The sequence below is a fragment of the Paenibacillus sp. FW104-T2 genome (assembly GCF_058789975.1).
Window position 1 is genome coordinate 104,803 of sequence record NZ_JBYTCE010000002.1, and the last position, 26,078, is coordinate 130,880.

24 protein-coding genes and 1 other RNA gene are annotated in these 26,078 nt (G+C 47.8%); 22 read left to right on the forward strand and 3 right to left on the reverse strand.

Going from position 1 to position 26,078, the window contains the following annotated elements; genetic code table 11:
* Positions 1 to 5 precede the first annotated feature (5 nt).
* The 10 genes from recO (at position 6) to rnpB (ending at position 10,488) form a co-directional block, all read left to right on the forward strand.
* The gene (gene recO / locus AC3WQ3_RS03225; protein ID WP_095359490.1) at positions 6 to 758 is read left to right on the forward strand and encodes a DNA repair protein RecO; all 753 of its coding nucleotides are present in this window, start codon (positions 6 to 8) and stop codon (positions 756 to 758) included.
* Positions 759 to 903: 145 nt separating this feature from the next.
* Positions 904 to 1,044: a hypothetical protein gene (locus AC3WQ3_RS03230; RefSeq protein ID WP_336780548.1), complete on the forward strand. Its 141-nt coding sequence runs from the start codon at positions 904 to 906 to the stop codon at positions 1,042 to 1,044.
* 224 nt (positions 1,045 to 1,268) lie between these two features.
* On the forward strand, positions 1,269 to 2,156 hold the full coding sequence (gene glyQ / locus AC3WQ3_RS03235; RefSeq protein WP_336780549.1) for a glycine--tRNA ligase subunit alpha: 888 nt from the start codon (positions 1,269 to 1,271) through the stop codon (positions 2,154 to 2,156).
* Positions 2,149 to 4,227 carry a glycine--tRNA ligase subunit beta gene (gene glyS, locus AC3WQ3_RS03240; RefSeq protein WP_492471451.1) on the forward strand — a complete coding sequence of 693 codons (2,079 nt, stop codon included), beginning with the start codon at positions 2,149 to 2,151 and terminating at the stop codon, positions 4,225 to 4,227. The genes glyQ and glyS overlap by 8 nt, the downstream gene beginning before the upstream one ends.
* 218 nt (positions 4,228 to 4,445) lie before the next feature.
* Positions 4,446 to 4,913 (forward strand): YaiI/YqxD family protein, encoded by a 468-nt coding sequence (locus AC3WQ3_RS03245; RefSeq protein WP_371859954.1) that lies wholly within the window; start codon positions 4,446 to 4,448, stop codon positions 4,911 to 4,913.
* A 48-nt stretch (positions 4,914 to 4,961) separates the two neighbouring features.
* A complete protein-coding gene (dnaG, locus tag AC3WQ3_RS03250) occupies positions 4,962 to 6,782 on the forward strand; it encodes a DNA primase (protein ID WP_095289907.1) in 1,821 nt (606 codons plus the stop codon).
* A gap of 43 nt (positions 6,783 to 6,825) precedes the next feature.
* A complete protein-coding gene (gene rpoD, locus AC3WQ3_RS03255) occupies positions 6,826 to 7,965 on the forward strand; it encodes an RNA polymerase sigma factor RpoD (protein WP_095289908.1) in 1,140 nt (379 codons plus the stop codon).
* Between the two features lie 183 nt (positions 7,966 to 8,148).
* Positions 8,149 to 8,907, forward strand: a complete 759-nt coding sequence (locus tag AC3WQ3_RS03260) for a tRNA (adenine(22)-N(1))-methyltransferase (RefSeq protein ID WP_492471452.1) — start codon at positions 8,149 to 8,151, stop codon at positions 8,905 to 8,907.
* The gene (locus tag AC3WQ3_RS03265; protein WP_336780552.1) at positions 8,883 to 9,998 is read left to right on the forward strand and encodes a Nif3-like dinuclear metal center hexameric protein; all 1,116 of its coding nucleotides are present in this window, start codon (positions 8,883 to 8,885) and stop codon (positions 9,996 to 9,998) included. Before AC3WQ3_RS03260 ends, AC3WQ3_RS03265 begins: the two co-directional genes overlap by 25 nt.
* A gap of 81 nt (positions 9,999 to 10,079) precedes the next feature.
* Positions 10,080 to 10,488: RNase P RNA component class A (gene rnpB, locus AC3WQ3_RS03270), an RNA gene on the forward strand.
* A gap of 174 nt (positions 10,489 to 10,662) precedes the next feature.
* Here the strand turns inward: rnpB and AC3WQ3_RS03275 are convergent.
* Entirely contained in the window at positions 10,663 to 11,892 is a 1,230-nt protein-coding gene (locus AC3WQ3_RS03275) for an aminotransferase-like domain-containing protein (protein WP_492471453.1), read from the reverse strand.
* A 109-nt stretch (positions 11,893 to 12,001) separates the two neighbouring features.
* Between AC3WQ3_RS03275 and pdxR the strand changes: the two genes are divergently transcribed.
* Together pdxR and AC3WQ3_RS03285 are read left to right on the forward strand one after the other, a co-directional pair.
* Positions 12,002 to 13,522, forward strand: a complete 1,521-nt coding sequence (gene pdxR / locus AC3WQ3_RS03280; protein ID WP_492471454.1) for a MocR-like pyridoxine biosynthesis transcription factor PdxR — start codon at positions 12,002 to 12,004, stop codon at positions 13,520 to 13,522.
* Between the two features lie 85 nt (positions 13,523 to 13,607).
* Positions 13,608 to 13,865: a hypothetical protein gene (locus AC3WQ3_RS03285; RefSeq protein ID WP_127537761.1), complete on the forward strand. Its 258-nt coding sequence runs from the start codon at positions 13,608 to 13,610 to the stop codon at positions 13,863 to 13,865.
* 114 nt (positions 13,866 to 13,979) lie between these two features.
* Here AC3WQ3_RS03285 and AC3WQ3_RS03290 read toward each other — a convergent pair whose 3' ends face one another.
* Entirely contained in the window at positions 13,980 to 15,860 is a 1,881-nt protein-coding gene (locus AC3WQ3_RS03290) for a S8 family peptidase (protein WP_336780555.1), read from the reverse strand.
* A gap of 287 nt (positions 15,861 to 16,147) precedes the next feature.
* Here AC3WQ3_RS03290 and AC3WQ3_RS03295 point away from each other — a divergent pair, with 287 nt between their 5' ends.
* The 6 genes from AC3WQ3_RS03295 to thiI all read left to right on the forward strand — a co-directional run bounded on the left by AC3WQ3_RS03295 (position 16,148) and on the right by thiI (position 21,034).
* Positions 16,148 to 16,654 (forward strand): YpuI family protein, encoded by a 507-nt coding sequence (locus AC3WQ3_RS03295; RefSeq protein WP_095289915.1) that lies wholly within the window; start codon positions 16,148 to 16,150, stop codon positions 16,652 to 16,654.
* 166 nt (positions 16,655 to 16,820) lie between these two features.
* A complete protein-coding gene (locus AC3WQ3_RS03300; protein WP_095289916.1) occupies positions 16,821 to 17,039 on the forward strand; it encodes a DUF1540 domain-containing protein in 219 nt (72 codons plus the stop codon).
* A 35-nt stretch (positions 17,040 to 17,074) separates the two neighbouring features.
* On the forward strand, positions 17,075 to 17,491 hold the full coding sequence (locus AC3WQ3_RS03305; protein WP_402876077.1) for a hypothetical protein: 417 nt from the start codon (positions 17,075 to 17,077) through the stop codon (positions 17,489 to 17,491).
* 229 nt (positions 17,492 to 17,720) lie between these two features.
* Positions 17,721 to 18,476 carry a lytic transglycosylase domain-containing protein gene (locus AC3WQ3_RS03310; protein WP_492471569.1) on the forward strand — a complete coding sequence of 252 codons (756 nt, stop codon included), beginning with the start codon at positions 17,721 to 17,723 and terminating at the stop codon, positions 18,474 to 18,476.
* 161 nt (positions 18,477 to 18,637) lie between these two features.
* Positions 18,638 to 19,786 carry a cysteine desulfurase family protein gene (locus AC3WQ3_RS03315; RefSeq protein WP_492471455.1) on the forward strand — a complete coding sequence of 383 codons (1,149 nt, stop codon included), beginning with the start codon at positions 18,638 to 18,640 and terminating at the stop codon, positions 19,784 to 19,786.
* 6 nt (positions 19,787 to 19,792) lie between these two features.
* The gene (gene thiI / locus AC3WQ3_RS03320) at positions 19,793 to 21,034 is read left to right on the forward strand and encodes a tRNA uracil 4-sulfurtransferase ThiI (RefSeq protein ID WP_336780558.1); all 1,242 of its coding nucleotides are present in this window, start codon (positions 19,793 to 19,795) and stop codon (positions 21,032 to 21,034) included.
* Positions 21,035 to 21,146: 112 nt separating this feature from the next.
* Here the strand turns inward: thiI and AC3WQ3_RS03325 are convergent, their stop codons facing one another.
* Positions 21,147 to 21,845, reverse strand: coding sequence for a TerC family protein (locus AC3WQ3_RS03325; protein WP_492471456.1), 699 nt, complete (start codon positions 21,843 to 21,845; stop codon positions 21,147 to 21,149).
* Positions 21,846 to 21,949: 104 nt separating this feature from the next.
* Here AC3WQ3_RS03325 and AC3WQ3_RS03330 point away from each other — a divergent pair, with 104 nt between their 5' ends.
* The 4 genes from AC3WQ3_RS03330 to AC3WQ3_RS03345 all read left to right on the forward strand — a co-directional run bounded on the left by AC3WQ3_RS03330 (position 21,950) and on the right by AC3WQ3_RS03345 (position 26,028).
* Positions 21,950 to 22,609: a TerC family protein gene (locus tag AC3WQ3_RS03330; protein ID WP_095289923.1), complete on the forward strand. Its 660-nt coding sequence runs from the start codon at positions 21,950 to 21,952 to the stop codon at positions 22,607 to 22,609.
* Between the two features lie 296 nt (positions 22,610 to 22,905).
* On the forward strand, positions 22,906 to 23,400 hold the full coding sequence (locus AC3WQ3_RS03335) for a hypothetical protein (protein ID WP_154895130.1): 495 nt from the start codon (positions 22,906 to 22,908) through the stop codon (positions 23,398 to 23,400).
* A 178-nt stretch (positions 23,401 to 23,578) separates the two neighbouring features.
* A complete protein-coding gene (gene typA, locus AC3WQ3_RS03340) occupies positions 23,579 to 25,426 on the forward strand; it encodes a translational GTPase TypA (RefSeq protein ID WP_095289927.1) in 1,848 nt (615 codons plus the stop codon).
* A gap of 305 nt (positions 25,427 to 25,731) precedes the next feature.
* Complete coding sequence (locus tag AC3WQ3_RS03345; protein WP_095289928.1) at positions 25,732 to 26,028, forward strand: YlaH-like family protein; 297 nt, start codon at positions 25,732 to 25,734, stop codon at positions 26,026 to 26,028.
* The last annotated feature ends 50 nt before the right edge of the window (positions 26,029 to 26,078 follow it).

Sequence of the window (26,078 nt, forward strand, 5' to 3'; positions counted from 1 at the left end):
GAGGCATGCTATACAGGGTGGAAGGGATTGTCATCCGCAGCATGGACTACGGCGAGGGAAACAAAATTATTACGCTTTGCACCGAAAGTGGTGGAAAAGTAGGCGTACTCGTCCGTGGTGCCAAAAAGCCCAAAAGCCGACATGCTGCGCTGGTGCAGCCGTTTACGTACGGTCAATACGTATATTTCCGTAACACGGGCCTGGGGACACTAAATGCGGGCGAAATCATGGAGTCATATCATGAGCTGCGGGAAGATTTGGTTAAAGCAGCTTATGCATCCTATGCATGTGAACTGCTGGATCGGGTCCTGCAGGATGAGGAAACAGGTGCTTTCTGGTTCAAACAGCTTAAGGCTTGCCTTCAGGCGTTAAAGGAAGAGAAGGACCCCAGCGTCATTACCAGTCTCTATGAGATGAAAATATTACAATCGGCGGGCTATGGCCCGTCGCTTGATGAATGCATTTCATGCGGCCAGGAACGGCCCGATGAACAGTTGTTTGTAAGTCCAAGGCTCGGTGGTGTGCTGTGCAGAGCCTGTAAACACTTTGATCCACCTGCGTTGTCCGTAAGTCCCAAAGCTCTAAGGTTACTGCGGTTATTTGCACAGCTGGATTTGCAGAGACTGGGCAACATATCCGTCAGTGAGGCCACTAGAGATGAAATGAAGAAGATCATGAGAGCCTTCATGGATCACCAGCTGGGTCTCAATTTGAAATCCCGTTCTTTTCTCGATCAGATGGAGAAATACGGGATTTAAGCTGTGTTTTCTGGGTATGACAAGATTCACTTGACTTTGCACTCTTTTTTATTTAATATGAACTATAATTTCTCTTTTGGAGACATGCATTGAACGAGAGAGTAGGGGACCTGATTTATTATTCTCGTAGATAGGCCAAACGGTCTTGACTACGATAATTGAGCGAGCCTGGGATGGTGTAAGCCGGGTTGAATCGGTCTGTGAAATGGCACTCGGGAGCATGAATGGACACGGAAAAGTGGGCTTGCGTGAACAGGTTATCCTGTTTTGTACACAAGCCAAGTAGGGTGGAACCGCGGGAGTAGCTCTCGTCCCTACGTCTGGACAACAGGCGTAGGGCGAGGGCTTTTTTTTGATTGTGGAATTATTTCCGGCAAGGCTGGTGGATACATTCCGGGAATCTCTCGCAAAACGCGTTTTGTCCGTTCTACGTCGGGCTTCGATCGACGCCTTGTGCAAATCGGAAGTATTTTCAGCTTGCCAATAAACTTATTGAAAAGGAGCATGATTATGAATTTTCAGCAGATGATTCTCACGCTGCAACAATTCTGGGCCGAGCACAACTGTATTATTGTCCAGCCATATGATACGGAAAAAGGAGCAGGTACCATGAACCCGATGACCTTTTTGCGTTCACTTGGACCAGAGCCTTGGAAAGTAGCTTATGTAGAGCCTTCCCGTCGTCCTTCCGACGGACGTTACGGAGAAAACCCGAACCGTCTGTATCAGCACCATCAATTTCAAGTCATTATTAAGCCTTCACCAGACAACATTCAGGAAATTTACCTGGAAAGTCTCAAATGTTTGGGGATTGACCCACTTAAACATGATATCCGTTTTGTTGAAGACAACTGGGAGAATCCTTCTCTTGGTTGCGCAGGCCTGGGATGGGAAGTATGGCTCGATGGTATGGAAATTACACAGTTTACATACTTCCAGCAAGTCGGTGGAATTGAGACGAACCCGGTAGCTGTCGAAATTACGTATGGTATGGAGCGCCTAGCTTCTTACATTCAGGAAAAAGAAAATGTGTTTGATCTGGAATGGGTAGAGGGAATCACCTATGGTGATGTATTCCTGCAGCCTGAGTTTGAACACTCCAAATATACGTTTGATGTATCTGATGTAAAGATGCTATTTACCCTCTTCAACATGCATGAAGAAGAAGCCAATAAGGCTATGGCACAGCATCTGGTATTTCCCGCATATGACTATGTGCTGAAATGTTCCCATACGTTTAACCTGCTGGATGCTCGTGGAGCAATCAGTGTTACAGAGCGTACCGGTTACATTACGCGTGTCCGGAATCTGGCACGCCAAGTGGCTGCAACATATGTGGAAGAGCGCGAGAAGCTTGGCTTCCCGCTGATCAAGAAAGGGGGAGCAGAGCATGTCTAAGGATCTGTTGTTTGAAATTGGTCTGGAAGAAGTACCTGCACGTTTCTTGCGCGCGGCGATAGAACAGCTGCAGGATCGTATTGTGAAATGGCTGGATGCGTCCCGCATAACACATGGTGAGGTAAACGCTTATGCTACACCACGTCGCTTGGCTGTCATGATTCAGAATGTTGCCGAGAAGCAAGAGGATGTAGAAGAAGAAGTAAAAGGTCCTTCCCGTAAAATTGCACTTGACGAGAGCGGCAACTGGAGCAAAGCAGCACTCGGATTTGCACGCAGTCAAGGTGTTGATCCGGATCAGTTTACGTTTAAGGAACTCGGCGGAGTCGAGTACATCTATGCAACCAAGAGCAGCAAAGGTGTAGAGACTTCATCCGTAATCGGTGAAGGATTGCTGTCGATTCTGCACGCCATGACATTCCCTAAATTCATGCGCTGGGCTTCATATGATTTCAAATTTGTCCGCCCGATTCGCTGGATTGTCGCTCTGCTTGGTAGTGAGGTTATTGATATTGAAGTTGCAGGTGTGAAATCCGGGAATGTAACTCGGGGACATCGTTTCCTTGGTAAGGAGACCGTGATTACTAACCCTGCTTCTTACGTTGAATTGCTGCGTTCCGAACATGTTATTGCAGATATCAAGGAACGGGAGCAAATGATTGTTTCCCAGATTCAGGCACTGGCTGCTGAGAAAAATTGGGATATTGCCATCAAGGAAGATTTGCTGGAAGAAGTACTGTTTTTGGTGGAAACGCCAACCGTATTGTTCGGAACGTTCGATCCTTCATTCCTCAATATCCCTCAGGACGTATTGATTACTTCGATGCGTGAGCATCAGCGTTACTTCCCTGTACTGGATAGTGCAGGACAATTGCTGCCTTACTTTGTAACCGTTCGTAACGGAGGCAGTGATTCACTTGATGTCATCGCCAAAGGTAACGAAAAAGTACTGCGTGCCCGCCTGTCCGACGCCAAGTTCTTCTACGAAGAAGACCAGAAGCTCGAGATTAAGGACGCATTGTCCAAACTGGAGAGCATTGTCTTTCAAGAGGAACTGGGTACCGTTGGTGACAAGGTACGCCGTATTCGCAAAATTGCGGACGGTCTCGCATCCAAGCTGCAGGTTTCTGCTGACGTTGCCGAATCGGTGAGCCGCTCTGCAGATATCTGCAAGTTTGACCTGGTTACACTGATGGTTGGTGAATTCCCTGAATTGCAAGGTGTCATGGGTGAGGATTACGCTCGCAAGGCAGGCGAGAAGGAAGAAGTGGCCAAAGCAGTATTTGAACACTATCAGCCGCGCTTTGCCGGAGACCAATCTCCTGCTTCACTCGTAGGTGCGATTGTAAGTGCTGCAGATAAAATGGATACCATCGTGGGCTGTTTCTCCATCAATATCATCCCGACTGGATCCCAGGATCCATATGCACTTCGTCGTCAGGCCGCGGGTATTGTACAAATCTTGCTGGATCATCAGCTTCCACTGACGCTCTCCGATGTGTTCGGGGTTGCGCTTCAGGTACATGCTCAGATGAACCTTTTGAAACGTGCAGATGAAGAAGTTCGTAAAGATTTGCAGGACTTTTTCGGTCTTCGTGTGAAAAAACTGTTGTCCGAGACCGTTCGTTATGATGTAGTTGATGCCGTGATTTCTGCCGGATTCGATGATATTAGTGCCATTGTTCCAAAAGGCGAGGCCTTGATGGCCGCTGTTCAAACCGGTGATGCGTTCAAAACAACAGTGGAATCTTTCAACCGGGTGGGTAACCTTGCTGCCAAAGCGTCGAATGCTTCTGTTCATCCTGAACTGTTTACCGAAGAGGGAGAGAAGCAGCTGCATGAAGCTTGGAACAGAACCAATGAGGAATATCGCAAAGCCTTGTCGCAGCACGATGCAGCGGAAGCGCTGGCGATTGCATCAGCTTGGAAGGAAGCCATAACATCATTCTTCGATTCCGTAATGGTTATGGCCGAAGATGAAGCAGTCCGTGCCAATCGCTTGGCTTTGCTCGCAGCTATCGATCGTGACTTGAAAGGATTTGCCGATTTCTCCAAATTGGTGTTAGTATAATATCCCGGCACAGACGGGTTAGAGCATACACTTCAAATTCAGTATTAAAGAAGGATATATGAGGGTATAAATATACGGAACAGGTTGTGAAATTTTATTTTTAACAGCCGTTCCGTATTTTAGCCTTTGATTTACCTTGACTGGTCAGAAGGAATTTCGCTGGCGGAAGTCGTATATAACAATATGCAGCTATTTTATGAAGCCGGGTGATCCTGAGGTTGAGTGAGTTGAATGTACGCCAGATTGTTGTGGACGGAGATGCTTGTCCGGTGAAAGCTGAGATTGCAGAAACGGCCCGCCGTTTTGATATCCCCGTATTGTTAGTATCTTCCTTTGATCATTTGCTTCAGGGAGGAGAAGGGGTGCGTACCGTGCAGGTGGACCGCAGTGATCAAAGCGCGGATCTGTACATCGCCAATCATATCAAGCCCTGTGATATCGTCATTACACAGGATTACGGACTGGCAGCACTCGCGCTTGGCAAACGTTGTTATGTTTTATCATTTCGTGGTCGCGAATTTAATGATCGTGACATTGATTTTATGCTCGATTCCCGGCATACTGCTGCCAAAGCACGGAAAAGAGGGCATTATGGGAAGGGTCCAAAGCCTTTCACAGAGCAGGATCGGGAAATTTTTCAACATAAACTGACAAAACTTTTGAAAGATTTGCAGGAGAATGTGTAAGTTTAGCGAATTATATTTACGTGCTGAAAGAGATGAAGGTGGCCAGAGATGAGTACCGGACAAGGCGGTATACCCGAAAGCATTATTGAATCGGTGTTACAGCAGCATGATATTGTCGATACGGTGAGCCGATTTGTGCATCTGACCAAGCAGGGGAAATACATGAAAGGCCTCTGCCCTTTTCATTCCGAGAAGACGCCTTCGTTTACAGTTACACCAGAGAAACAAATTTTCTACTGCTACGGTTGCGGCACGGGTGGAAATGCCATCAAATTCAGGATGGAAATCGAAGGGTTATCCTTTCCCGAGGCTGTCAAGACGATGGCGGAAGAAAGTCACATCTCGATGGGGGACTGGCAAGGGCGTGAATCCGCTCATGTAAATCCGGAGACCGAACGTCTGCTGGAGGCGTATGAGCTAACTGCAAAGCTGTATCATTTCTTATTGAAAAATACAGAGCATGGAAAAGCAGCCATGGAGTATTTACGCTCGCGGGGCTTTAGCGACAAGCTGATTGACCAGTTCCAGATTGGTTATGCGCCGAATCGTTGGGACACGTTGGTGCAATTTCTGGAGAAGCGCAACTTTCCACTTGAAGAGATGGAAAAGGGCGGTCTTCTGTCGCAGCGGAGTGAAGGTCAGGGCTATGTGGACCGCTTCCGAGACAGGGTTATGTTCCCGATTAATGGCAGAAGCGGCAAACCGATTGCATTTGCAGGCCGCATTTTGGGAGACGGGCAGCCGAAGTACCTAAATTCACCGGAAACCCGGTTATTCAACAAAAGCCGAGTTCTCTACAATCTGCATCAGGCCAAAAATGCAATTCGCAAACAAAGACAAGCTATTTTGTTTGAAGGTTACGGCGACGTGATCTCCGCTTGGGATCAAGAGATCCAGAACGGAGTAGCGGCCATGGGCACAGCGCTGACTGAGAACCAGGCGCTTATGCTCAAGGGCATGTGCGACGAAGTCATTATCTGTTATGACGGTGACCGAGCAGGGCAGGCCGCTGCACTTAAGAACTTCCCCATTCTGGAAGAAGCCGGGCTGCAGGTTAAGGTGGCTCTTATACCCGAAGGACTTGATCCGGATGATTTTATTCGGAAGTACGGTGGTGAACGGTTTCGCAACCAGATTGTAGACGGTGCTGTGACCACAACAAAATTTAAGCTTATAAACCTTAAAAAAAACCATATACTGCTAGAAGGCGGCGGTCTGATCGCCTATTCCAAGGAAGCGGTAAAGCTAATCGCGCCTTTATCTTCCCCTACGGAACGCGAAGTGTATTTGCGTGAACTGGCTGCTGAAGTGGATGTATCATTTGAGACACTGAAGCAGGAGTGTAATGAAGAGCGCCAGTCCATGAAAAATAACGAGCAGTATGGGGATAATAACCCGAAAAGGTGGAATAATGGTAGGCAACAAAATAGGCAGGTGCCTACGCCCAATCTGTTGCCGGCTTACCATGCTGCTGAGCGCAAATTGCTTGCCTGGATGCTTCAGGATGACGAGGCTGCACAGTATGTGAATGAGCATCTCGGTGAAGCTTTTAACTTGGATGATCATGCAGCTATTGCTGCTTATCTATATGCCTATTATGCGCAAGGCAAATCGCCGGATACAAGCCGTTTTATGTCCTCATTGCATGATGATCGATTGGAGAAAACCGTCAGCTCAATCTCAATGATGGATGGCCCGGGTGAATGGAACGTTCAGATACTCGATGATTGTATCAGGGAAGTGCTGAAATATCCGCGCAAAAAAGAGTACGATCTAAAAAAGGAAGAAATGATTGCTGCAGAGCGTGCAGGTGATTTTGTACGCGCGGCACAAATCGCAATTGAAATGATTGCCCTAGAGAGACAGTAAATGTCCGTGTGTTGGATGTTTCTAGGGAGGAGGGAGTCGAGTTATGGCGAATGATCAGCATACTGAACTAGAAACAGAATTGACGCTGGATCAGGTTAAGGATCAACTGATTGAATCAGGCAAAAAAAGAGCTTCATTGAACTACAAGGAAATTATTGAGAAACTCTCCCCGTTTGAGCAGGATGCTGAGCAAATGGATGAGTTTTACGAACAATTAAGTGACCTGGGTATCGACGTGGTAAACGAAAATGATGAAGAGGTTACGCTTCGTCCTAATGATGACTCAGAAAACAACAGCAGAGAGGGAGACGATGAGTTCCACTTTGATGATGATCTGAGCTTGCCTCCGGGAATCAAAATCAATGACCCAGTCCGGATGTATCTGAAGGAAATTGGTCGTGTACCTTTGTTGTCTGCGGATGATGAAGTGGAGCTCGCCAAACGGATTGAAAACGGGGATGAAGAAGCGAAGCGCCGACTGGCAGAAGCCAACCTCAGGCTCGTTGTCAGTATCGCCAAGCGGTATGTGGGACGCGGCATGCTGTTCCTTGACCTGATTCAGGAAGGAAACATGGGTCTGATCAAGGCCGTAGAGAAGTTTGACCACAAAAAAGGGTATAAGTTCAGTACCTATGCGACTTGGTGGATTCGTCAAGCCATCACACGTGCGATAGCCGATCAGGCACGTACCATTCGTATTCCGGTGCACATGGTCGAAACGATAAATAAACTGATCCGGGTATCCCGTCAGTTGTTGCAAGAACTTGGACGCGAACCAACGCCAGAAGAAATTGCAGCTGAAATGGATCTGAGTGTGGAGAAAGTGCGTGAGATCACGAAGATTGCACAGGAACCGGTTTCCCTCGAAACACCGATTGGTGAAGAGGATGATTCCCATCTGGGCGATTTTATCGAGGATCAGGAGGCTTTGGCTCCAGCAGATGCTGCTGCCTATGAATTGCTGAAAGAACAGCTTGAAGACGTACTGGATACGCTGACAGAGCGTGAAGAGAATGTACTTCGCCTTCGTTTTGGTCTGGACGACGGACGGACGAGAACGCTGGAAGAAGTGGGCAAGGTCTTTGGAGTTACGCGTGAGCGTATTCGTCAGATCGAAGCTAAGGCTCTTCGTAAACTGCGCCACCCAAGCCGCAGCAAACGGCTTAAGGATTTCCTCGAATAACAGAACTACGGGAGACTTTTCGCAAGCCGCTTAGGCGGCGGCGAGGTCTCCTTTATTTTTAAATGGAATGTCTTAATTTCTTGGTTTTGGTAATTAATCCTTGAAATGTTTGATTGGATTTCATTTTATCGCTTTTCGTTGTCCAATGCAAATCAATAAATTAAATGAATGTGCAGGTGCTTCATGAAACTTTCGAATCGATTACAACAAATACATGATCAAATTCCCGAGGGCAGCCGTATAGCCGATATAGGCTCAGATCATGCACTGCTGCCCGTGGCTGCCGTTCGCAGTGGGAAGGCTGCAAGTGCTGTGGCCGGAGAAGTTAACCCTGGACCCTATGAGGCCGCGTGCAAACAGGTAAGTGATGCAGGGCTGCAGGAGCAAATTACCGTTCGTCGTGGAGACGGGCTTGAAGTCGTCTCTGCAGGCGAGGTAGATGTCATTACGATTGCAGGAATGGGTGGAGCATTAATTGCTTCCATACTGGACCGCGGCCTTTCCAAACTGGAAGAAGTGAAGATGCTTATCCTTCAACCTAATGTGGGTGAGGATATCCTCAGACGCTGGCTGCTGGATCATCAATGGGTGGTTGTGGCGGAGCGATTGCTTGAGGAAGATGGAAAGATCTATGAGATTATTACAGCCATGCCGCAGGCATCCAGTCCAATTGCGAATGAGGAAGTGTACCTCGCCCGTCCGCTTGAAGGTGGAGTCGTTCTTACACAAGATCTATTGCTGCGTATGGGTCCATATCTGGTGGACAGACCCACAGACGTATTTTTTGCGAAATGGGAAAGTGAGATCGTTAAGCTTAGGGGTGTTGTGCAGTCCATTTCAAAGTCGGACCAGGACTCTTCCCGTGAAAAGGCTGCTGAGGTGGAACGTCTGATTGCAAACCTGAAGGAGGTGCTCGAATGTTTGCCAAAGGTCAAACGGTAATTCAATTGATGGAGCAGCTGGCTCCCAAACATCTGGCTGTACCCGATGACCGGATCGGACTGCAGCTGGGCAGTCTGCAAAAAGAGATAAATCACGTTCTGATTGCTCTTGATGTGACGGATGAAGTTGTTGAAGAAGCTATTCGAATTGGTGCCAATCTCATCATTGCACACCATGCTATTATTTTCCGGCCGGTAAAATCGTTCAATACGGATACACCGATGGGGAAATTGTATGAGAAGCTGATCAAGCATGATATTGCCGTATATATCAGTCACACGAATCTGGACGTGGCCGAAGGCGGCATGAATGATTGGATGGCTGAAGCGATTGGCATTGAGAGTAAGGAGTCACTGGAAGATGTACATACAGACCATCTGTACAAGCTGGCTGTATTCGTCCCGCGCACGCATCATGAACAGGTGCTTCAGGCCATTCTGGAAGCTGGAGCCGGAAGTATTGGCCAATACAGCAAATGCAGCTTCAATACCGAAGGAACAGGAACCTTTGTACCAGGAGAGGGAACACAGCCTTTTATCGGTGAACAGGGCCAGCTGGAGCGAGTGGAAGAGATGCGTATTGAGACCATTGTACCGCAGAGTCTGCGGAGCAAAGTTGTGCAGGCCATGCTGAAGGCTCACCCCTATGAAGAAGTGGCTTATGACCTGTATGCAATGGATTTAAAAGGCCGTACACTCGGTCTGGGGCGTTTGGGACCCCTCAAGGAACCAAAGACACTGGGTGAGCTGGTAGAGGTCGTAAAGGCCCAATTAAACGTGCCATACGTTCGTGTAGTAGGGGATCTGAACCGGCAGATCAAAAAAGCAGCAGTTCTCGGCGGTTCGGGAAGCCGTTATACCCTGACTGCTCGTTTCAAAGGGGCCGATGTCATCGTAACGGGAGATATTGATTATCACACCGCTCATGATGCGCTGATGGCTGGCATGTGCATCATAGATGCTGGGCATAATGCCGAGAAGATCATGAAGTCCAAAACAGCGGACTGGCTGCGTTCACGATTGACAGACAAGCGGTATGAGACCCAAGTGACGGCTTCGGAGGTCAATACGGAAGTATTCCAGTTTATGTAGTTATGTCGGGATCACCCGTTTCCAGTAATATTAAGCTTGTTTGTAAACTCAAATGCCTGTATACTATGTAATGTTGTTCGGAAAGCTTGACAGACAATCGCTGGTGGCCTTGTTGCCACGAGAGGAAAGTCCGGGCTCCACAGGGCAGGATGCTGGATAACGTCCAGTCAGCGCGAGTTGAAGGATAGTGCCACAGAAATGGACCGCCGATGGCCGGATTTTCCGGTACAGGCAAGGATGGAACCGAGGTGTAAGAGACCCCGAGGAACGCTGGTGACTTCGTTCCTGGTAAACCCCATCTGGAGCAAGACCTAATGGGACACAGCCGACTCTTCGGAGGAGGCAGCCTTAGCCCGAGGTGTGTCTAGGTTGGTCGCTTGAGCTGTGCAGCAATGTATGGCCTAGATAGATGATTGTCGCTTGTGGTGGGAGGGTAGTTCCCGTTTGAACCACGAAGAGCACAGAACCCGGCTTACGGTAAGCTTTCCAAACTGCAACAACATGTATTGAAACGATTTACTCACATTTAATTGTACTTTTCTTCTAAAAAATTTTAAACATTAATAAGGCGACAGAACCTGATATTCTCGGATCTGCCGCCTTATTTTTTTTACGCATTAAGCTCTGAGTGGATACTAGTCATAATACAGTTAATGACAGTTTATTACAGTGTAACCGCCGTATCAGATTGTACAGCAGCATGCCAGCGCTGAATAGCTCGGTCCATACGTTCAACGGCTTCAGGAAGCTGCTCAGGGTTTGTATGCGTGAAGTTGATACGCATCCGGTTCAGTTCAGGAGTTCCGGCATAGAAGGAATCACCAGGTACAATGCACACTTTTTCCTGAATACCGTAAGTAAACAAATTGCTGGCTGCCATCGCTTCAGGCAGTTCGAGCCACAGGAACATGCCGCCCTGCGGAGAATTCCAAGTGATTCCTTCCCAAGCTTTCTTTTTCATGAGGGAAGTCATGGTATTCATTCGTTTGGCGTAGTCCTTGGAAATGCTGCGAATATGCTCATCAAGATCAAACGTTTCGAGTAAGGCATGAAGAGCTCGCTGGTCGATGCTGCTGGAATGCAGATCGGCTCCCTGTTTCGCTCGTGCAGCGATCTTAACAATATCTGCTGAAGCAAGAATCCAACCCGTACGAAGTCCTGGAGCTACGGTTTTGGAGAATGTGCTCGTATAGATGACGTTGGATGGTCCATCGTAGGACGCTGCATCCAGTTCGACGAGCGAAGGCGCATCCAGTTGTTCCGGATTGAAACGGATTTCGCCATAGGGATCGTCCTCCAGAATGAGCACTCCGTATTTGCGACATAGGTCAACGGCCTGCTGTCTTCTGGTGCGACTCCACACTTTGCCTGAAGGGTTGGAGAACGTTGGGTTAATGTATACCAGTTTCGGCTGATGCTGTTTTAACTGTTCTTCAAGGGATTCAGGGAGCATGCCTTCTTCATCACAGGCTACTCCATGGGATTCGGCCTGATAAGAATGGATAACTTGAAGAGCAGCCAGGTAGGTTGGTGATTCAACCAGTACGCGGTCACCTGGATCAAGCAGAATACGGCACACCAGATCTATGGATTGCTGTGATCCTGTAGTCAGGAGCATATGATCGGGGGAAGCGGGAATGCCCTTGGATTCCAGACGCTCGGCAATTTTGGCGCGCAGCGGTCTGTAGCCTTCCGTTTCTGCATATTGAAGGGCAGCTGCACCGCTCATAAACACCTGTTGATATGCGTCACGTATAGCCTCAACCGGGAATGATGACTGTGCTGGCAAACCTCCGGCAAGGGATATCATTCCAGGCGCCTGTGCAGCCTGAAGCATGTCGCGAACGACAGAGGACGGGGTGTTTAAAGCCATTTTGGACCAAGGGATACTCATCGTGTTCTCATCTCCTGTTATTCACTGTTATACTGATATTATAAACTATAATAGCCGGAATGCGATATAACAGTAAAATGTGGATGATAACAGTTGGGGGAGCGGGCAGATGCACATTGAATTGAAACGGGGAAGCAGTACCAAATTGTATATTCAGATCGCGCTTACACTCGCAGATCGGATCCGTTCAGGATTGATTGAGCCTGGAACACGACTGCCGTCTGTACGTAAAATGACCGCGGACCTGGGAGTAAGTCTCGTTACCGTGTCTAAGGCGTATGCTGAACTTGAGGCCATTCAACTGATAACCTGTTCACAGGGAAAAGGATGCTATGTACGCGGGGCCCAGGAGATGGATCAAACGGTGGATACAGATAAAAAACAGCAAGCCGAGCGAAATCACGATAATAATACCCCGTGGAACTGGCAGATGGCACTTGTGGATTATTTGCCGCGTGCGCAGCTTTGGCGGCATTTTGATGCGTCTCCTCAGGTTCAGTATGAACTGCATATGTCAGCCATCCAGCCCGAGCTGCTGCCAACGACTGAAATTATTAATAGTGCCTACAGGCTGTCCTCCGACCACCCTGAACGCATGGCAGCGTATGGCTCTTTTCAGGGGGACCGGGAACTTCGCCAAACCTTTGCAGGCCATTTTGCCGAAAGGGGACTGCAAGTCGCCCCAGAGCGAATGCTAATTACAAGTGGGACACAGCAGGGGATCGACTTAGTTGCCCGCACCTTCGTTGGGCCAGGAGATGTGGTCTATATGGAGGCTCCTACATACACGGGCGCAATTGATGTATTTACGAGCAGGGGAGCCAAAATCATTACCGTGCCAATGGACGGTGAAGGCATGCGTATTGATCTGTTGACACGCCTCTGCGACACGTACCCGCCAAAGTTGATCTATACCATCCCTACATACCACAATCCGACAGGTGTAACGATGAGTGCCAAAAGACGGGCCCAGTTGTTGAATCTGGCTCAGAGCTATCACTGTCTCATTTTGGAGGATGATCCATTCGCTGATCTGTATTTCCGCGATTCTCCTCCTGCGTCCATTAAATCGATGGATGCTACAGGCCATGTCGTTTATATCAAAAGCTTCAGCAAGGTGCTGTCTCCAGGTTGCCGCGTAGCCTGCGCCATCGCTGAAGGGAGTGTGCTGACCCGTTTGGTTGCAGCCAAATCCACGGCAGATCTGGGCAGTCCTTTACTTACACAAAAGGCAATTCAATCCTTCATTCAGCATCAGTATAGCTCCTATATCGTTCGATTACGCGAAGAGCTGTACGCGAGACTACAGGCAGCATCCGATGTTCTGGAGGAGTACCGTGTGCCTGGTATGTACTGGGTCTTGCCTGAAGGTGGGTTAAACCTGTGGCTTCAGCTGCCAGATGGTCTGGATATGCGGGAGCTCCACCGTCAGTCTCTGGCTGCAGGAGTTTCTTTTTTGCCGGGATCTGCTTGTTATGTAGGTGAGACGGATACGGCAAGTCTGCGAATCTGCTTTACCGTAACGAATCTGAAAGGGTTGTGTGAAGGGCTTCGTGTGTTGTGCGCTGTTATTCAGAGGGTCATGCCTACGCAGGGGGGAACAGCAGCGGACAGGCTCCCGCTCATTTAATTTTTTGGAACAAGGACATACATCCAATCCACTTTCGTCCTAGTGCAATACGTTATAGTATCACTTGAAAGGGAGTTGGTTTTAAATGAACCATTACTGTCCACCGCTTTGCCCGATTGTATGTGACCCGATCCAGGTTGTTGAGGATTACTACGTTCCGCAGATCGTACCTGTCATCCACCCGATCGAAGTCATCAAAAAAACGCACTGTGTGCCAGTTCATCACCATTTGTATCCTGTCGTTGTCAAAGAAGAAGATCCTTGCTATGTATCCAGCTATAACAGCAAGAAAAAATCCGTGAAAAAATCCGGCAAAGCCCGCACATCGTCCCGCAAACGCTAGTCGCAGCGGGTGCCCCGGGGAAATAGAGAACAGCTCAAAAAGCAGCATACGCCCCGGGGCGCAGCTGCTTTTATTTTTGTACACGAAGCAAATTGAGTTTCAATCCACAAAAGGCTACTTCGTATATTTTTTCATCGTATTATCCATCTGCTGCCTCACATGTTGTGGCCAAAACTGTAAGGGTGCACTATTGCTTGAAGCGGACTGAAGGGCCTTGTAGACATCGACCTGACCATAACCATAATACTTGTCGTGACCGGGGTCACCAAGGTCGATGACACTCTGACGCATCAGGTCCATGACCTCCGTATTGGTCAGATCCGGATTCAACGAACGAATTAATCCAGCAAGTGCAGCGACATGGGGGCTGGCCATTGACGTTCCGGATAGGGCGGCATATTGATTGTTGGGATACGTGCTAGCGATGCTGCTGCCAGGCGCCATTACATCCACATAATCGCCGTAGTTGGAATACGAAGCCTTATTCATATCTGGATCGGTAGCCGAAACTGCGAACACCTCGGGATAAGCGGCAGGATATCCAGGCCGTTCAGTGTTATCATTCCCGGTTGCAGCAATCAGGACAATATCGCGATCGAAGGCATACTTGATGGCATCATGGAGAAATTGGGCATCTGCATAATTGCCCAGACTCATGTTGATGACCTTGGCACCGTGGTCCGCAGCCCAAATGATGCCTTCGGCCACGGCATACGTGGTTCCTGAACCTGAATTGTCCAGTACCTTCACGGGAAGAACCTTGTTATACCAACTCATCCCCGCCACGCCTTCGCTGTTATTGACAATAGCGCCAATGATTCCGGCTACATGTGTACCATGGCCCACATCGTCAAGTGGTTTGCTCTTCGGATCAACGACGTTATAACCCTCCAGCAGCTTGCCCTTCAGATCCGGATGATTCAGGTCCACTCCGGTATCCACTACGGCAACAATAACGTCTTCTTTCCCTTTTGTAATATTCCAGCCCCGATTGGTTTCAATAGCCGGGAGATTCCATTGGTAATCCGTGAACAGAACATCGTTGGGAATCGTTACATCCGTATCGGTTTGTTCAGGTGCTGCTTCATTGGTTAAATACATGTAGTGGGGTTCCATATACAGCGGATTCCATTTGCGTTCAAAATAGGAATGCAGCTGCTCGTAGTTCATGTGTTCTGAACGAAAAACATAAGTGTATCCCAGCTTACGCGCAGATTGGGTACGCAAATCGGATTTGATGATCCGCATATCCCGTTCACCCGGCTCCTGTCGGAAACGAATAACGATTTCATTTTCATAAAAATGGCTGGCATTGGCATTATCATGACCTGTTTTTACCGTGACTTCGTTAAGGGTATCTGGGTGTACGGATTCGATTTTGAATTTGCCCTCACGCGGGTAAGGAATCATGCGCAGATTTTTGCGCTGGTGTTGCTCCACCGCATTCAAGACACTTTGGCTAAAGAGTGCAACAACCGCTTTGTTCCCATCCTTGGAGGGCAGGCCCATTACGAAATATTTTTCTTTGCCTAGAGGAAATGAGGAAGATTCGAAGCTTTGGCGTTTCATTACCGCTTTTTTCGCAAGGTTAAGGGAGTGCTCCAGTTTTTGCTGCTCCACTTTGCTTCCTTGACCAGATTCTTTAGCAAAATGTTTTTTGACGGTTCCCTTGCTATCCAGCACATCAATGGAACGAATATGATCGTGTGTACGCTGTAAATCCTGAACGTACCGACCGAACTCGGCTTCATTCATAGTGGCGCTCTTCTCAAGCATTAAGCGGAGATGCTGCTTGGCATCCATACGTGTCAGTAAATCTGTCGCTTTCACATCCTGGACTTTTAAACGCTGTTTGTTTGCATGTTCCTCATGAGGAGCATCGGGCATGGCACTCGGCTCAGGTGCAGGACGGTTGGATGTCGGAAGCAGCAGGGTCAGTGCAAGCGCTCCTGCACCGGCGGCAATGGCCCAGTTTATCCATTTAGGTCTGGACATGGGGAATATAACCTCCTCTTGTATTTTGGACAGCAGTCATGAGTTTCCTGTATTCATCGTTGTCCTTGGCATAGTTCTATCGTTAGGAAAAGCGGTTATTTTTATGCAGGTGAAAACGGAGCTGACTTCGCTTAATGGGTAAGGATCGTGGCGGTTATGTAAAGGATGATTAAGGGATACCGCTCGTCATCTTTTTATGGTAGGATAGTAGCTGAGAATTCAAGGTCAGGGGACAACCACCGTGGCCGACCTATATGTAAGGACTTATTTAAGGGGGAGCTACCTTTATGTCAGCAGCCAATGTACAGAAAACTTGTGAGTCAACTAGGGAAAAGTTAAAACCTGCTATCGATCGGATCGAACAATTTTTGAATGAAAATGCCTTGCCTGAACTGGATCAGAACCAGACTGAGGAATCGACAACCTTCTACAAAGGATTTCTTTCGGATCTCCGTCATTTGCTTGTTTTTTCTGAAGTTTCTTACGAAAAACTTGGCGTTGTGCTGCGTCGTGCCAATTTTGATGTCGATTTTGCCGAAAAGGCTCTCTATAATACCTATCATCAATGCGTAAACAGCTTTTTCTATCCCAAAAATGAATGCTATTCCGAAGACGGAAGATATGCGTACACAGGCCAGGATGCCATTCGCTTCCGTGACAAGCCGGTTCGTGCAGTACGCGATGTTATTCTTGAAGTTTCTAAAACGTATGAAGAACTGCGCGATGATCTGGCCTTTTATGAAAGTGACTATTTGACCCAGCGCCGGATGCAGAATCAACGCAATCACGCATAGTTTAGCTGTACCCACTTTATAAAATGGATGAAACCGCCAGTAATGGCGGTTTTTTTGGCGTTCTCAGACAAGAAAAGAGTGGCTAAATTCATGTCATCATCTGACATCTCGCCAGAGAATAGCCGATTTACACTGGGGAGACAATAGATGTCGAGGTGATAAATATATGAGCCAAGACAAGCCAATTGTCAAATGCAGTGTGTCCAACTGTCATTTCTGGGGAGAAAACAATTTCTGTCACGCCGATGCCATCATGATTGACATCGACCAACACGCTACCCGTCGTTTGCATGAAGAATTTGCTGGAGAGACGTTTGATTCGGATCATCAGGATCATGCGCGTACTTCTTCGGCAACATGCTGTCACACATTCAAACCCAAATGAGCAGTCATCCCTAATTATTATGGAGGTGCTTTGAAGTGAAGAATGATAATAAAGAGGATTATCCATTTCATCGTTCCAAAACTGCCACTCCCGCCAATGTAAAAAAACGTGAGCGTGTGGATTATCCGCGACGTGAACATCGCGAGGAGTATGGTGCAGAGGTTGCACCTCCGGCTTCTGTACGTACAGAACGCGCTGAACCGGCAGCAGCAGCCCCGGAAAAGCATGAAGCTGACCGCGTTATGGAGTCAACCGGTAAGGTCTCTGGTTATATTGGACTTGCTTGCGGGATTGCGTCCTTATTTATGTGGTCTATCGTACTTGGTCCGGCTGCAGCCGTGCTTGGTTATTACGCTTATGTAAACGGGCGTAAAACGGCCGGAGCTTGGTCCATTGGACTGGGAGCACTCGCTACGATCAGTTATTTCTTCATGATTCCATTTGCCCGTTAAACTCTTGTTGACGAAAAATACATGTTTTTAGCCAGCAATTTTGAACTGAATAGGGCATATCTTAACCTTCTCCCTTCCCGTAAATCCGGGTTATGGGTGAAGGTTTTTCGCGTTTACGCAAACAGAAGAATAAATGGGTTTATTTTTCTGAAAATCATGGCAGATTTTTGTAAAACGATGTAGAATATAGGCATAATATACGTTTATTTATACGGGAGTGGGAAAACAGATGCAGATTGATCCAAACGGGTCACGGCAGTTACTGGAACTTCAATTGTCCAATGTTGCCAATCAAACGAATGTATCAGGTGAAACTGTGGGTTCATCGTCAGACTTCGCCGATATGATGGACGGGCTGTTGAGTTCGAGTACAAATGCTTCGAACAGCAGCGATTCATCTTCTTCAACGTCAATGGGCATCTCCAAAAGATCCAGTGACGGCTTGTTGTGGTTACAACTGGGCAGTTTGTATACTACGGATGCGAGTGTGAATTCTTCCAGCAGCAGTGAGAATGTATCTTTGTCTACACATACCAGTACTGTAAATGCTGATGCCAAGGGATCCGTTCCAACCGATTTTGAATCTCTGATTGCAGCGGCAAGTGCCAAGTATGGAGTACCTGAATCTCTAATCAAGGCTGTCATTGACACGGAATCCGGATTCAATCCGAACGTAGTATCATCCGCAGGTGCCAAGGGATTAATGCAATTAATGGATGGGACTGCAGCTGGTCTCGGTGTAACGAATGCCTTTGATCCTGCTCAGAGCATTGATGCCGGAACCAAATATCTCTCCCTTCAGCTTCAGCGTTTTGGTGGCGAGGTGAAGATGGCGCTCGCCGCTTATAATGCTGGTCCAGGGCGCGTTTCCCGTTTGGGTGTGTCAAACGACAGTGAGCTGATGAGTGTACTTAACCAGTTGCCTGCGGAGACACAGGCGTATATTTCCAAAGTGGAAAAAGCACAGTCAAAATATACGGTATAGCGTCAAAGATCATTGTTTTACAGCGAGTTCAGGAGGAGATCAATTCGGGAGCATGCCTGGGAAGCCAGCCTGTTCCTGATTGGTCTTTTTGTGTTGGGACGGGATCGTGTTACAATGCTCACTGTAGGATTAGAGAACATCTGAAGGAGGTCTGACCTCATTTGAAATATTTTGATTATGCAGCAACAACTCCTCCTGATTCAGACGTAGTTCGAACGATGGCTGAAATTATGGAGGCACATTTTGGCAATCCGTCATCCATTCATGGGTACGGAGAACGAGCGGATCAACTGTTGAGGCGTGCACGCTCCGGGTGCGCAGCAGCACTTGGTGTTAAGCCCGAAGAGATCGTGTTCACTTCAGGGGCAACGGAGAGTAACAACCTCGCCATAAAAGGAGCGGCACTTAGGTATCAGACACGGGGAAAACATCTGATTACGACGGCTACCGAACATGCTTCCGTATATGAGAGTTTTTTGCAGCTGCAGCAGTGGGGCTGGGAAGTAACCTGGCTGCCCGTGGATTCGGATGGCCGTGTAAGCACTCAGCAGGTGATGGATGCATTAAGACCGGACACAGTTCTTGTCAGCCTGATGCATGTAAACAATGAAACAGGGATCATCCATCCCGTTGCAGAGATAGGCAGCCGTTTGAAAAGTGCTGCACCGCGCGTGCTTTTTCACGTGGATGGGGTACAGGGGTTTGGCAAAATGGAAGCAAAGCCCGCTTCGTGGGGAGCTGATCTGTACAGTTTATCTGCTCACAAAATCCGTGGTCCGAAAGGAGCGGGACTCCTATATGTACGAAGTGGAGTGGAACTTACCCCATTGCTGTCTGGTGGTTCGCAGGAGCAGGGCATGAGAGCAGGAACAGAGAATGTTCCCTTGCTTGTAGGTATGGCAAAAGCGATGCGTCTTGCGGCAGAACGGCAGCTGGAGTTTGCTGAACGTGCCACAGTGCTGAGAGATCGGATTATGGAAACCATTGAAACCATTCCTGAACTTCATCTGAACAGCCGACAGGATGGAGCTCCCCATATTATTCACTTTTCCTATCCGGGGATGAAGGCTGAAGTTGCGCTCCATACGCTGGAGCAGCTTGGGATCATTGTTTCTACACAATCAGCATGCTCCTCCCGCTCTGCGGAGCCCAGCAGAGTTCTTCTTGCGATGGGAAGAGATGCCGCGAGCGCATCAGGAGGTTTGCGGATTAGTCTAGGTTACGAACATACAGAAGAGGATGTGGCCTTGCTGGAACAAGCGCTGCATCAGATGGTGGCGCAGCTGCGCCCGTTGGAAAGGCGGATGTAAAGTCAAATGAAATATGATATGCTGCTTCTCCGTTTTGGAGAGTTTATGCTGAAAGGCAAAAATCGTTCACGTTTCGAAAAAACCATTATTACTCAGGTAAGGGCCCTGCTCAAGCCATATCCAGGCGCAAGCTTGCGCAAGGAATTTGGTCGATTGTATGTGGATCTCGGGGGGCATTCCCATACCGAACTGATTGCCGTACTCAAACGGGTTTTTGGGGTAATGTCCATCAGTCCGGTTAAAGTAACTCCTTCTGTGCTTGAGGATATCGTGGAAACGGCTGTAGCTTTCATGGATGAGAGAGAAAACGAGTTCAAGGAAGGTACGACGTTCAAAGTGAATACCCGCCGGGTGTGGAAAGAGTATCCTCATTCTTCACATGAAATGAACCACATGGTGGGTTCCCCGATATTAAGAAAGTTCCAACAGCTTCGTGTGGATGTACGTCATCCGGACATTGAACTGCGAGTGGAGATTCGAGATCAGGGGACCTATATCTTCAATGAAGTGATTCCCGCTGTCGGCGGGTTCCCTCTGGGTACCAACGGCAAAGCGATGGCGCTGCTGTCGGGAGGAATTGATAGTCCTGTAGCGGCATGGGCCTCCATGAGGCGTGGACTGGAAGTGGAATGTGTACACTTTTACAGTTATCCGTTCACCAGCCAGCGTGCCAAGGAAAAGGTGATCGATCTGGCTCGTGCCTTGGCTGATCATGCCGGTACCATCAAACTGCACCTGGTTCCTTTTACGGAGATCCAAACGGCATTCACCCAGCTGGGTCAGGATAATCTGATCATCACCCTGATGCGCCGTTCCATGCTGCGAATTGCGACCAAGCTCGCTGAACGTGAGCGGGCGCTTGCATTAATTACCGGGGATAGCCTTGGTCAAGTTGCAAGCCAGACGCTTCCAAGTATGAATGTCATCGGACGTGCAACAGAACTTCCGCTTTTGCGTCCTCTCGTCATGATGGACAAGCAGGAAATTATTACACTGTCCAAACAGATTGGAACATATGATATATCGATTCTGCCTTACGAGGATTGCTGCACGCTGTTCGTGCCCAAATCACCTACAACGAATCCGAATCTTCGCATTGTGGACAAAATTGAAGCAACAATGAGCCATCTGCCGGAATGGATAGATGAAGCTGTTGCTCGGACGGAAACCATCGTTCTGCATGCTGGGGAAGCAGCTCCTGCAACGAGTGAGAACACGGGGAATGAAATCAAGGAAGACTGGTTCTGATTCTATTCCCTTGAACTGGTAGAATAACATAATAAGGACTATGTTGCCTGAGATGGAAAAAAAGGACCGGCCGATGGCAAATCGGTTGGTCCTTTTTTTGTGTATCTTTATTTTACGAATAGGATCGCTGGTGCTCTCCACCTTGTTTACTGCTGGAGCGTTTGCGGTATCCTGCGAATACCACGCCTGCAACGACCAGCACGATAAACAGAATGCGAAGGGCGGGATGCTCGGTGAAAAACGGCACAAGCCGGTGTTCCTCTGTAATCATGTGGGATGCGGTATAACCGAGTACAATGGCCCCCAGATATATAATCCATGGGAAGTGATTGATTAACTTGATGAACAGGGTGCTTCCCCATACGATGATCGGTACACTGATCAACAATCCGATGATAACCAGTACCAGATGCTGTTCAGCCGCGCCAGCCACTGCAATGACATTGTCCAGTCCCATGGCAGCATCTGCAATGACGATGGTGCGAACGGCAACCCATAAGGAGCTGCCTGCCTTAATATCACTATGTTCTTCACCTTGGTCAGCCAATAGTTTATAAGCAATCCAGATCAGCAAAACGCCACCTACAAGCAGCAGCCAAGGCACCTTAAGCAGCCAGAGTACAACCACTGTGGCTACAATCCGAATCACTAGCGCACCCGCTGTCCCGTAGAGAATCGCTTTTTTCTGCACTGAAGGGTGCAAATTACGTGCAGCAAGGCCGATAACGATTGCGTTATCGCCAGCCAGCATGAGATCAATAAATACAATTTTCACCAAAGCAAGCCAAAAAACAGCGCTAAAAAGCTCCATATGCTGTCACTCCCTCTATATGTCCGAACCTAAAAAGCTTGTTCAATCGTTAAGAATAGCATGGACAACTTTGACATACAAGTAAGAGTGGGGGGAGGAGAAACATGGATACATTGTGGCTGTTGACTGAAATTCTAATGATCAATCTGGTTTTGAGTGGAGATAATGCGGTAGTCATCGCGCTTGCGAGTAAGGATTTGCCGGAGAAGCAGCGTAAGCAAGCGGTATGGTGGGGGGCTTTTGGTGCAGTTGTACTAAGGTGTGTGCTAACTTTTGCAGCGGTGTTAATGCTAGGAATTCCTTTTATACAGGCTGCGGGCGGGATATTACTGTTCTGGATTGCCGTGAAGCTGCTGCTTCAAAACGAAGACGAAGTACATATTCGGGAAGCTTCTACGACCTGGAAAGCGGTTCAGACCATTTTGATTGCCGATTTTGTAATGAGTTTGGACAATGTGCTTGCCATAGCGGCATTAGCAGATGGAGACCTGGCACTTATCGTCATCGGAATAGCCATCAGCATTCCCATTGTGGTGTGGGGAAGCGGCTTAATTGTCGGTTTGTTGAAACGATTCCCGATTCTGGTATTCGCGGGCTCAGGCATCCTGGCATTCACGGCAGGTGAAATGGTGATGAGTGACCCGAAGCTGGGTCAGTGGCTTGGCAGCTTGACAGCGGAAGCCCACACACTGTTACCTGTGGCGATGGCTGGTCTGGTCATAGCGGTTGGGGGAGCACACAAATTTGTCAGACGAAATGCGTAATTTCGTTCTGGGTATGCAGCAGAAGATTAGAGTGGAGAGACAACCGTCTGCCGAGGACGGTTTTTTTTGTTGAATGAAATCGTCTCATGTAGTGAACATTGAGGAACAAGCGACGGATCAATACCTTTAGGGTAATACATAAAAAGAGCAGCGACGAAATGCGACATCAAGTATAGTTTTTTGCAAAAACATGGGCTACACTAGAGGAAGGTCTACAAAAGCTGGTCATCATGAAACGGCGAATTCGTTGAAGCTTATAACCTACATAGCCTAATTGATATAAGAGGTGATTGCAGATGAAGATGAGAAATGAACAAGCGATCGGCATATTTATCGTGGCAGCAGGTATCATTATTTTGCTTGGTAAGCTTGGGGTGTTTGGCTTTATTGGACGCCATTTCTGGCCTTTGCTTCTATTGCTGCCGGGAATTGCTCTACATGCCCTGTACTATGCAAGAGTTACTCCTACGTGGTCACTTGTTCCCGCAGGGATATTAACGGTGTATGGTATTTTGTTCGGAATTACGAACACATGGGGCGGAGGGCTTATGAGCAGCCTCTGGCCGGCATTCTTGCTGGGCATTGCCGTTGGTTTACTCGAGTACGGACTTGCTGAACGCTATAAACCAGAGTTTGTGCTTCCTGCAGCATGGGGCATCGGTGCTTTGTCCATTGTCTTATTCGGATTCACCCTGCTTCATACCGGAATTGTTTATGTGCTGGCGATCCTTTTGATTTTGGGCGGAGTCTGGTTGCTGCTTGGACGCGGGCGCGGGAGGAAGGGCTGGTAACATTGCCCGACCTTGCTCCAAGCGAAATATCTTGATTTTTAGCTATGATCAACTATAATATAAGGGATAAAGACATGCGTCGGGATATCACCGACGCTTATTTTGGGTGAGTAACCTGCAGAAATGCGGGAAGTTTAGTAGATAAGAATTGAAATTGGAAAGGATATGGATACAAACCATGCATTCAAGAGAACACATTCGCAATATTGCGATTATTGCCCACGTCGACCACGGGAAAACAACGCTAGTCGACAAGTTGCTCCAGCAATCCGGTACTTTCCGTGATCACGAAACGGTACAGGAGCGCGCAATGGACTCCAACGATTTGGAGCGTGAACGCGGTATTACGATTTTGGCCAAAAACACGGCTATAACTTATAAAGATTACCTGATCAACATTGTAGATACACCAGGACACGCCGACTTCGGTGGTGAAGTAGAACGTATCATGAAAATGGTTGACGGCGTATTGCTCGTTGTCGATGCTTATGAGGGCTGTATGCCACAAACGAAGTTTGTACTTCGTAAAGCACTGGAGCACAACCTGACTCCAATCGTTATTGTAAACAAAATTGACCGTCCAGCGGCTCGTCCGGCTGAGGTTATTGATGAAGTACTTGACCTGTTTATCGAACTGGGTGCCAGCGATGAGCAGCTTGAATTCCCTGTTGTATATGCTTCCGCATTGAACGGAACATCCAGCATGGAAGACGACCCTGCCAAACAAGATGACAACATGATGGCGATCTACGACACCATCGTAAGTCATATCCCTCATCCAACAGAGAACGTTGAAGAGCCACTGCAATTCCTCGTTACGCTGATGGACTATAATGAGTACCTCGGACGTATCGCTATCGGTCGTGTAAACCGCGGTGTGATTCGTCAAGGCCAATCCGTTACTGTTATTATGCGTGATGGCAAAAGCAAAACAGCTCGTATCGAGAAACTGTTTGGTTTCCAAGGTCTGAAACGTGTTGAGACAGAGGAAGCTGGCGCAGGTGACATCGTTGCGATCGCGGGTATTAAGGATATCAACATCGGTGAAACAATTGCTGATCCGAACAACCCTGAAGCTTTGCCGGTTCTGAAAATTGACGAGCCAACACTGCAAATGACATTCCTCGTAAACAACAGTCCATTCGCAGGCCGTGAAGGTAAATGGGTAACTTCCCGTAAACTGCGTGAGCGTTTGTTGAAGGAATTGGAAACTGACGTATCCCTGCGTGTTGAAGAAACAGAGAGCCCAGATGCGTTTATCGTATCCGGACGTGGTGAGCTTCACCTCGGTATCCTGATTGAAAATATGCGTCGTGAAGGATATGAGCTTCAAGTATCCAAACCGGAAGTTATCGTCAAAGAAATTGATGGTAAGAAAATGGAACCTCTTGAGCGCTTGTTGATTGATATCCCTGAAGAAAGCATGGGTTCCGTCATGGAAAGCCTGGGTGCACGTAAAGCAGAGATGGTTAACATGGTCAACACGGGTAGCGGACAAGTACGTCTGGAGTTCCTGATTCCTGCACGTGGTCTGATTGGATACAGCACCAACTTCTTGACATTGACTCGTGGTTATGGCGTAATGAACCATGCATTTGACAGCTACGCTCCAGTCGTATCCGGTCAAGTGGGTGGACGTCACCAAGGTGTACTGATCTCAACTGAAACGGGTACATCTACGTTCTATGGAATGATGGGTGTTGAGGATCGTGGTACGCTCTTCCTTGAGCCAGGAACAGAAATTTACGAAGGTATGATCGTTGGGGAGCATACGCGTGACAATGATATCGTTGTCAACATCTGCAAAGAAAAACAACTGACTAACGTTCGTTCTTCTGGTAAAGATGACACAGTTAAAATTAAAACGCCGATTATCTTCTCGTTGGAACAGGCGCTTGAATATCTGAATGAAGATGAATATTGTGAGATTACACCGAAATCTATTCGTCTTCGTAAGAAGATCCTGAACAAATCCGAGCGTGAGCGTGCAGAGAAACAACGCAAAATGGCTCAAAATAACGCTTAATCATAACTAACAAAAAATAGTATGTATAAGTTAACGTTTGATGGGCCCGGTAAGTAATGAAAGCTTGTGGAGCTAAAGTAGTGTAGGGATCAGAATCGATTCTGAAGAAGCGAAGCGTTCGCGTTTATCCCCGGATTTTACCATTGTGTAAATGGATTAAAAAAATCTGGGGATAACAGCGATTGGAAGAACGATCTGAAACCGAAACGGTCACAATAGCACGTACTGGCTCTCTAAGCTGCTAGGGTACTACCAGCAACCGGTTTACTTATACAAGCATGAACAACGAAAGGAGCTGACTGTGCATGCAAGCATGGTTCGCATCACACCCGATCGTAGCCTACATCGTCATCTTTGTGCTGATTACTTACGTATATAATAAGGTGTTTCGGGTACGTCAGAAATTGCCGCTTGTTAAGGAAATCTTTCTTTATCTATTGATGGCGATGGGCACATTCATGCTTCTTATTTTTCAGATCGATAAGCTCCCAATTATTCAATGTTTGCTGGTAGCCGTCGGTTTGATGCTGTTAGTGCGAGTGCGCTATTTCATCGAAGGTCGTCAAAAGAAAAAGGCGGAAGCTGCCGCCAGAAATTCATAAAATCTGTCTCTGTACAGTCCATCCGTTTTCCTTCGGGAAAGCGGTTGTCT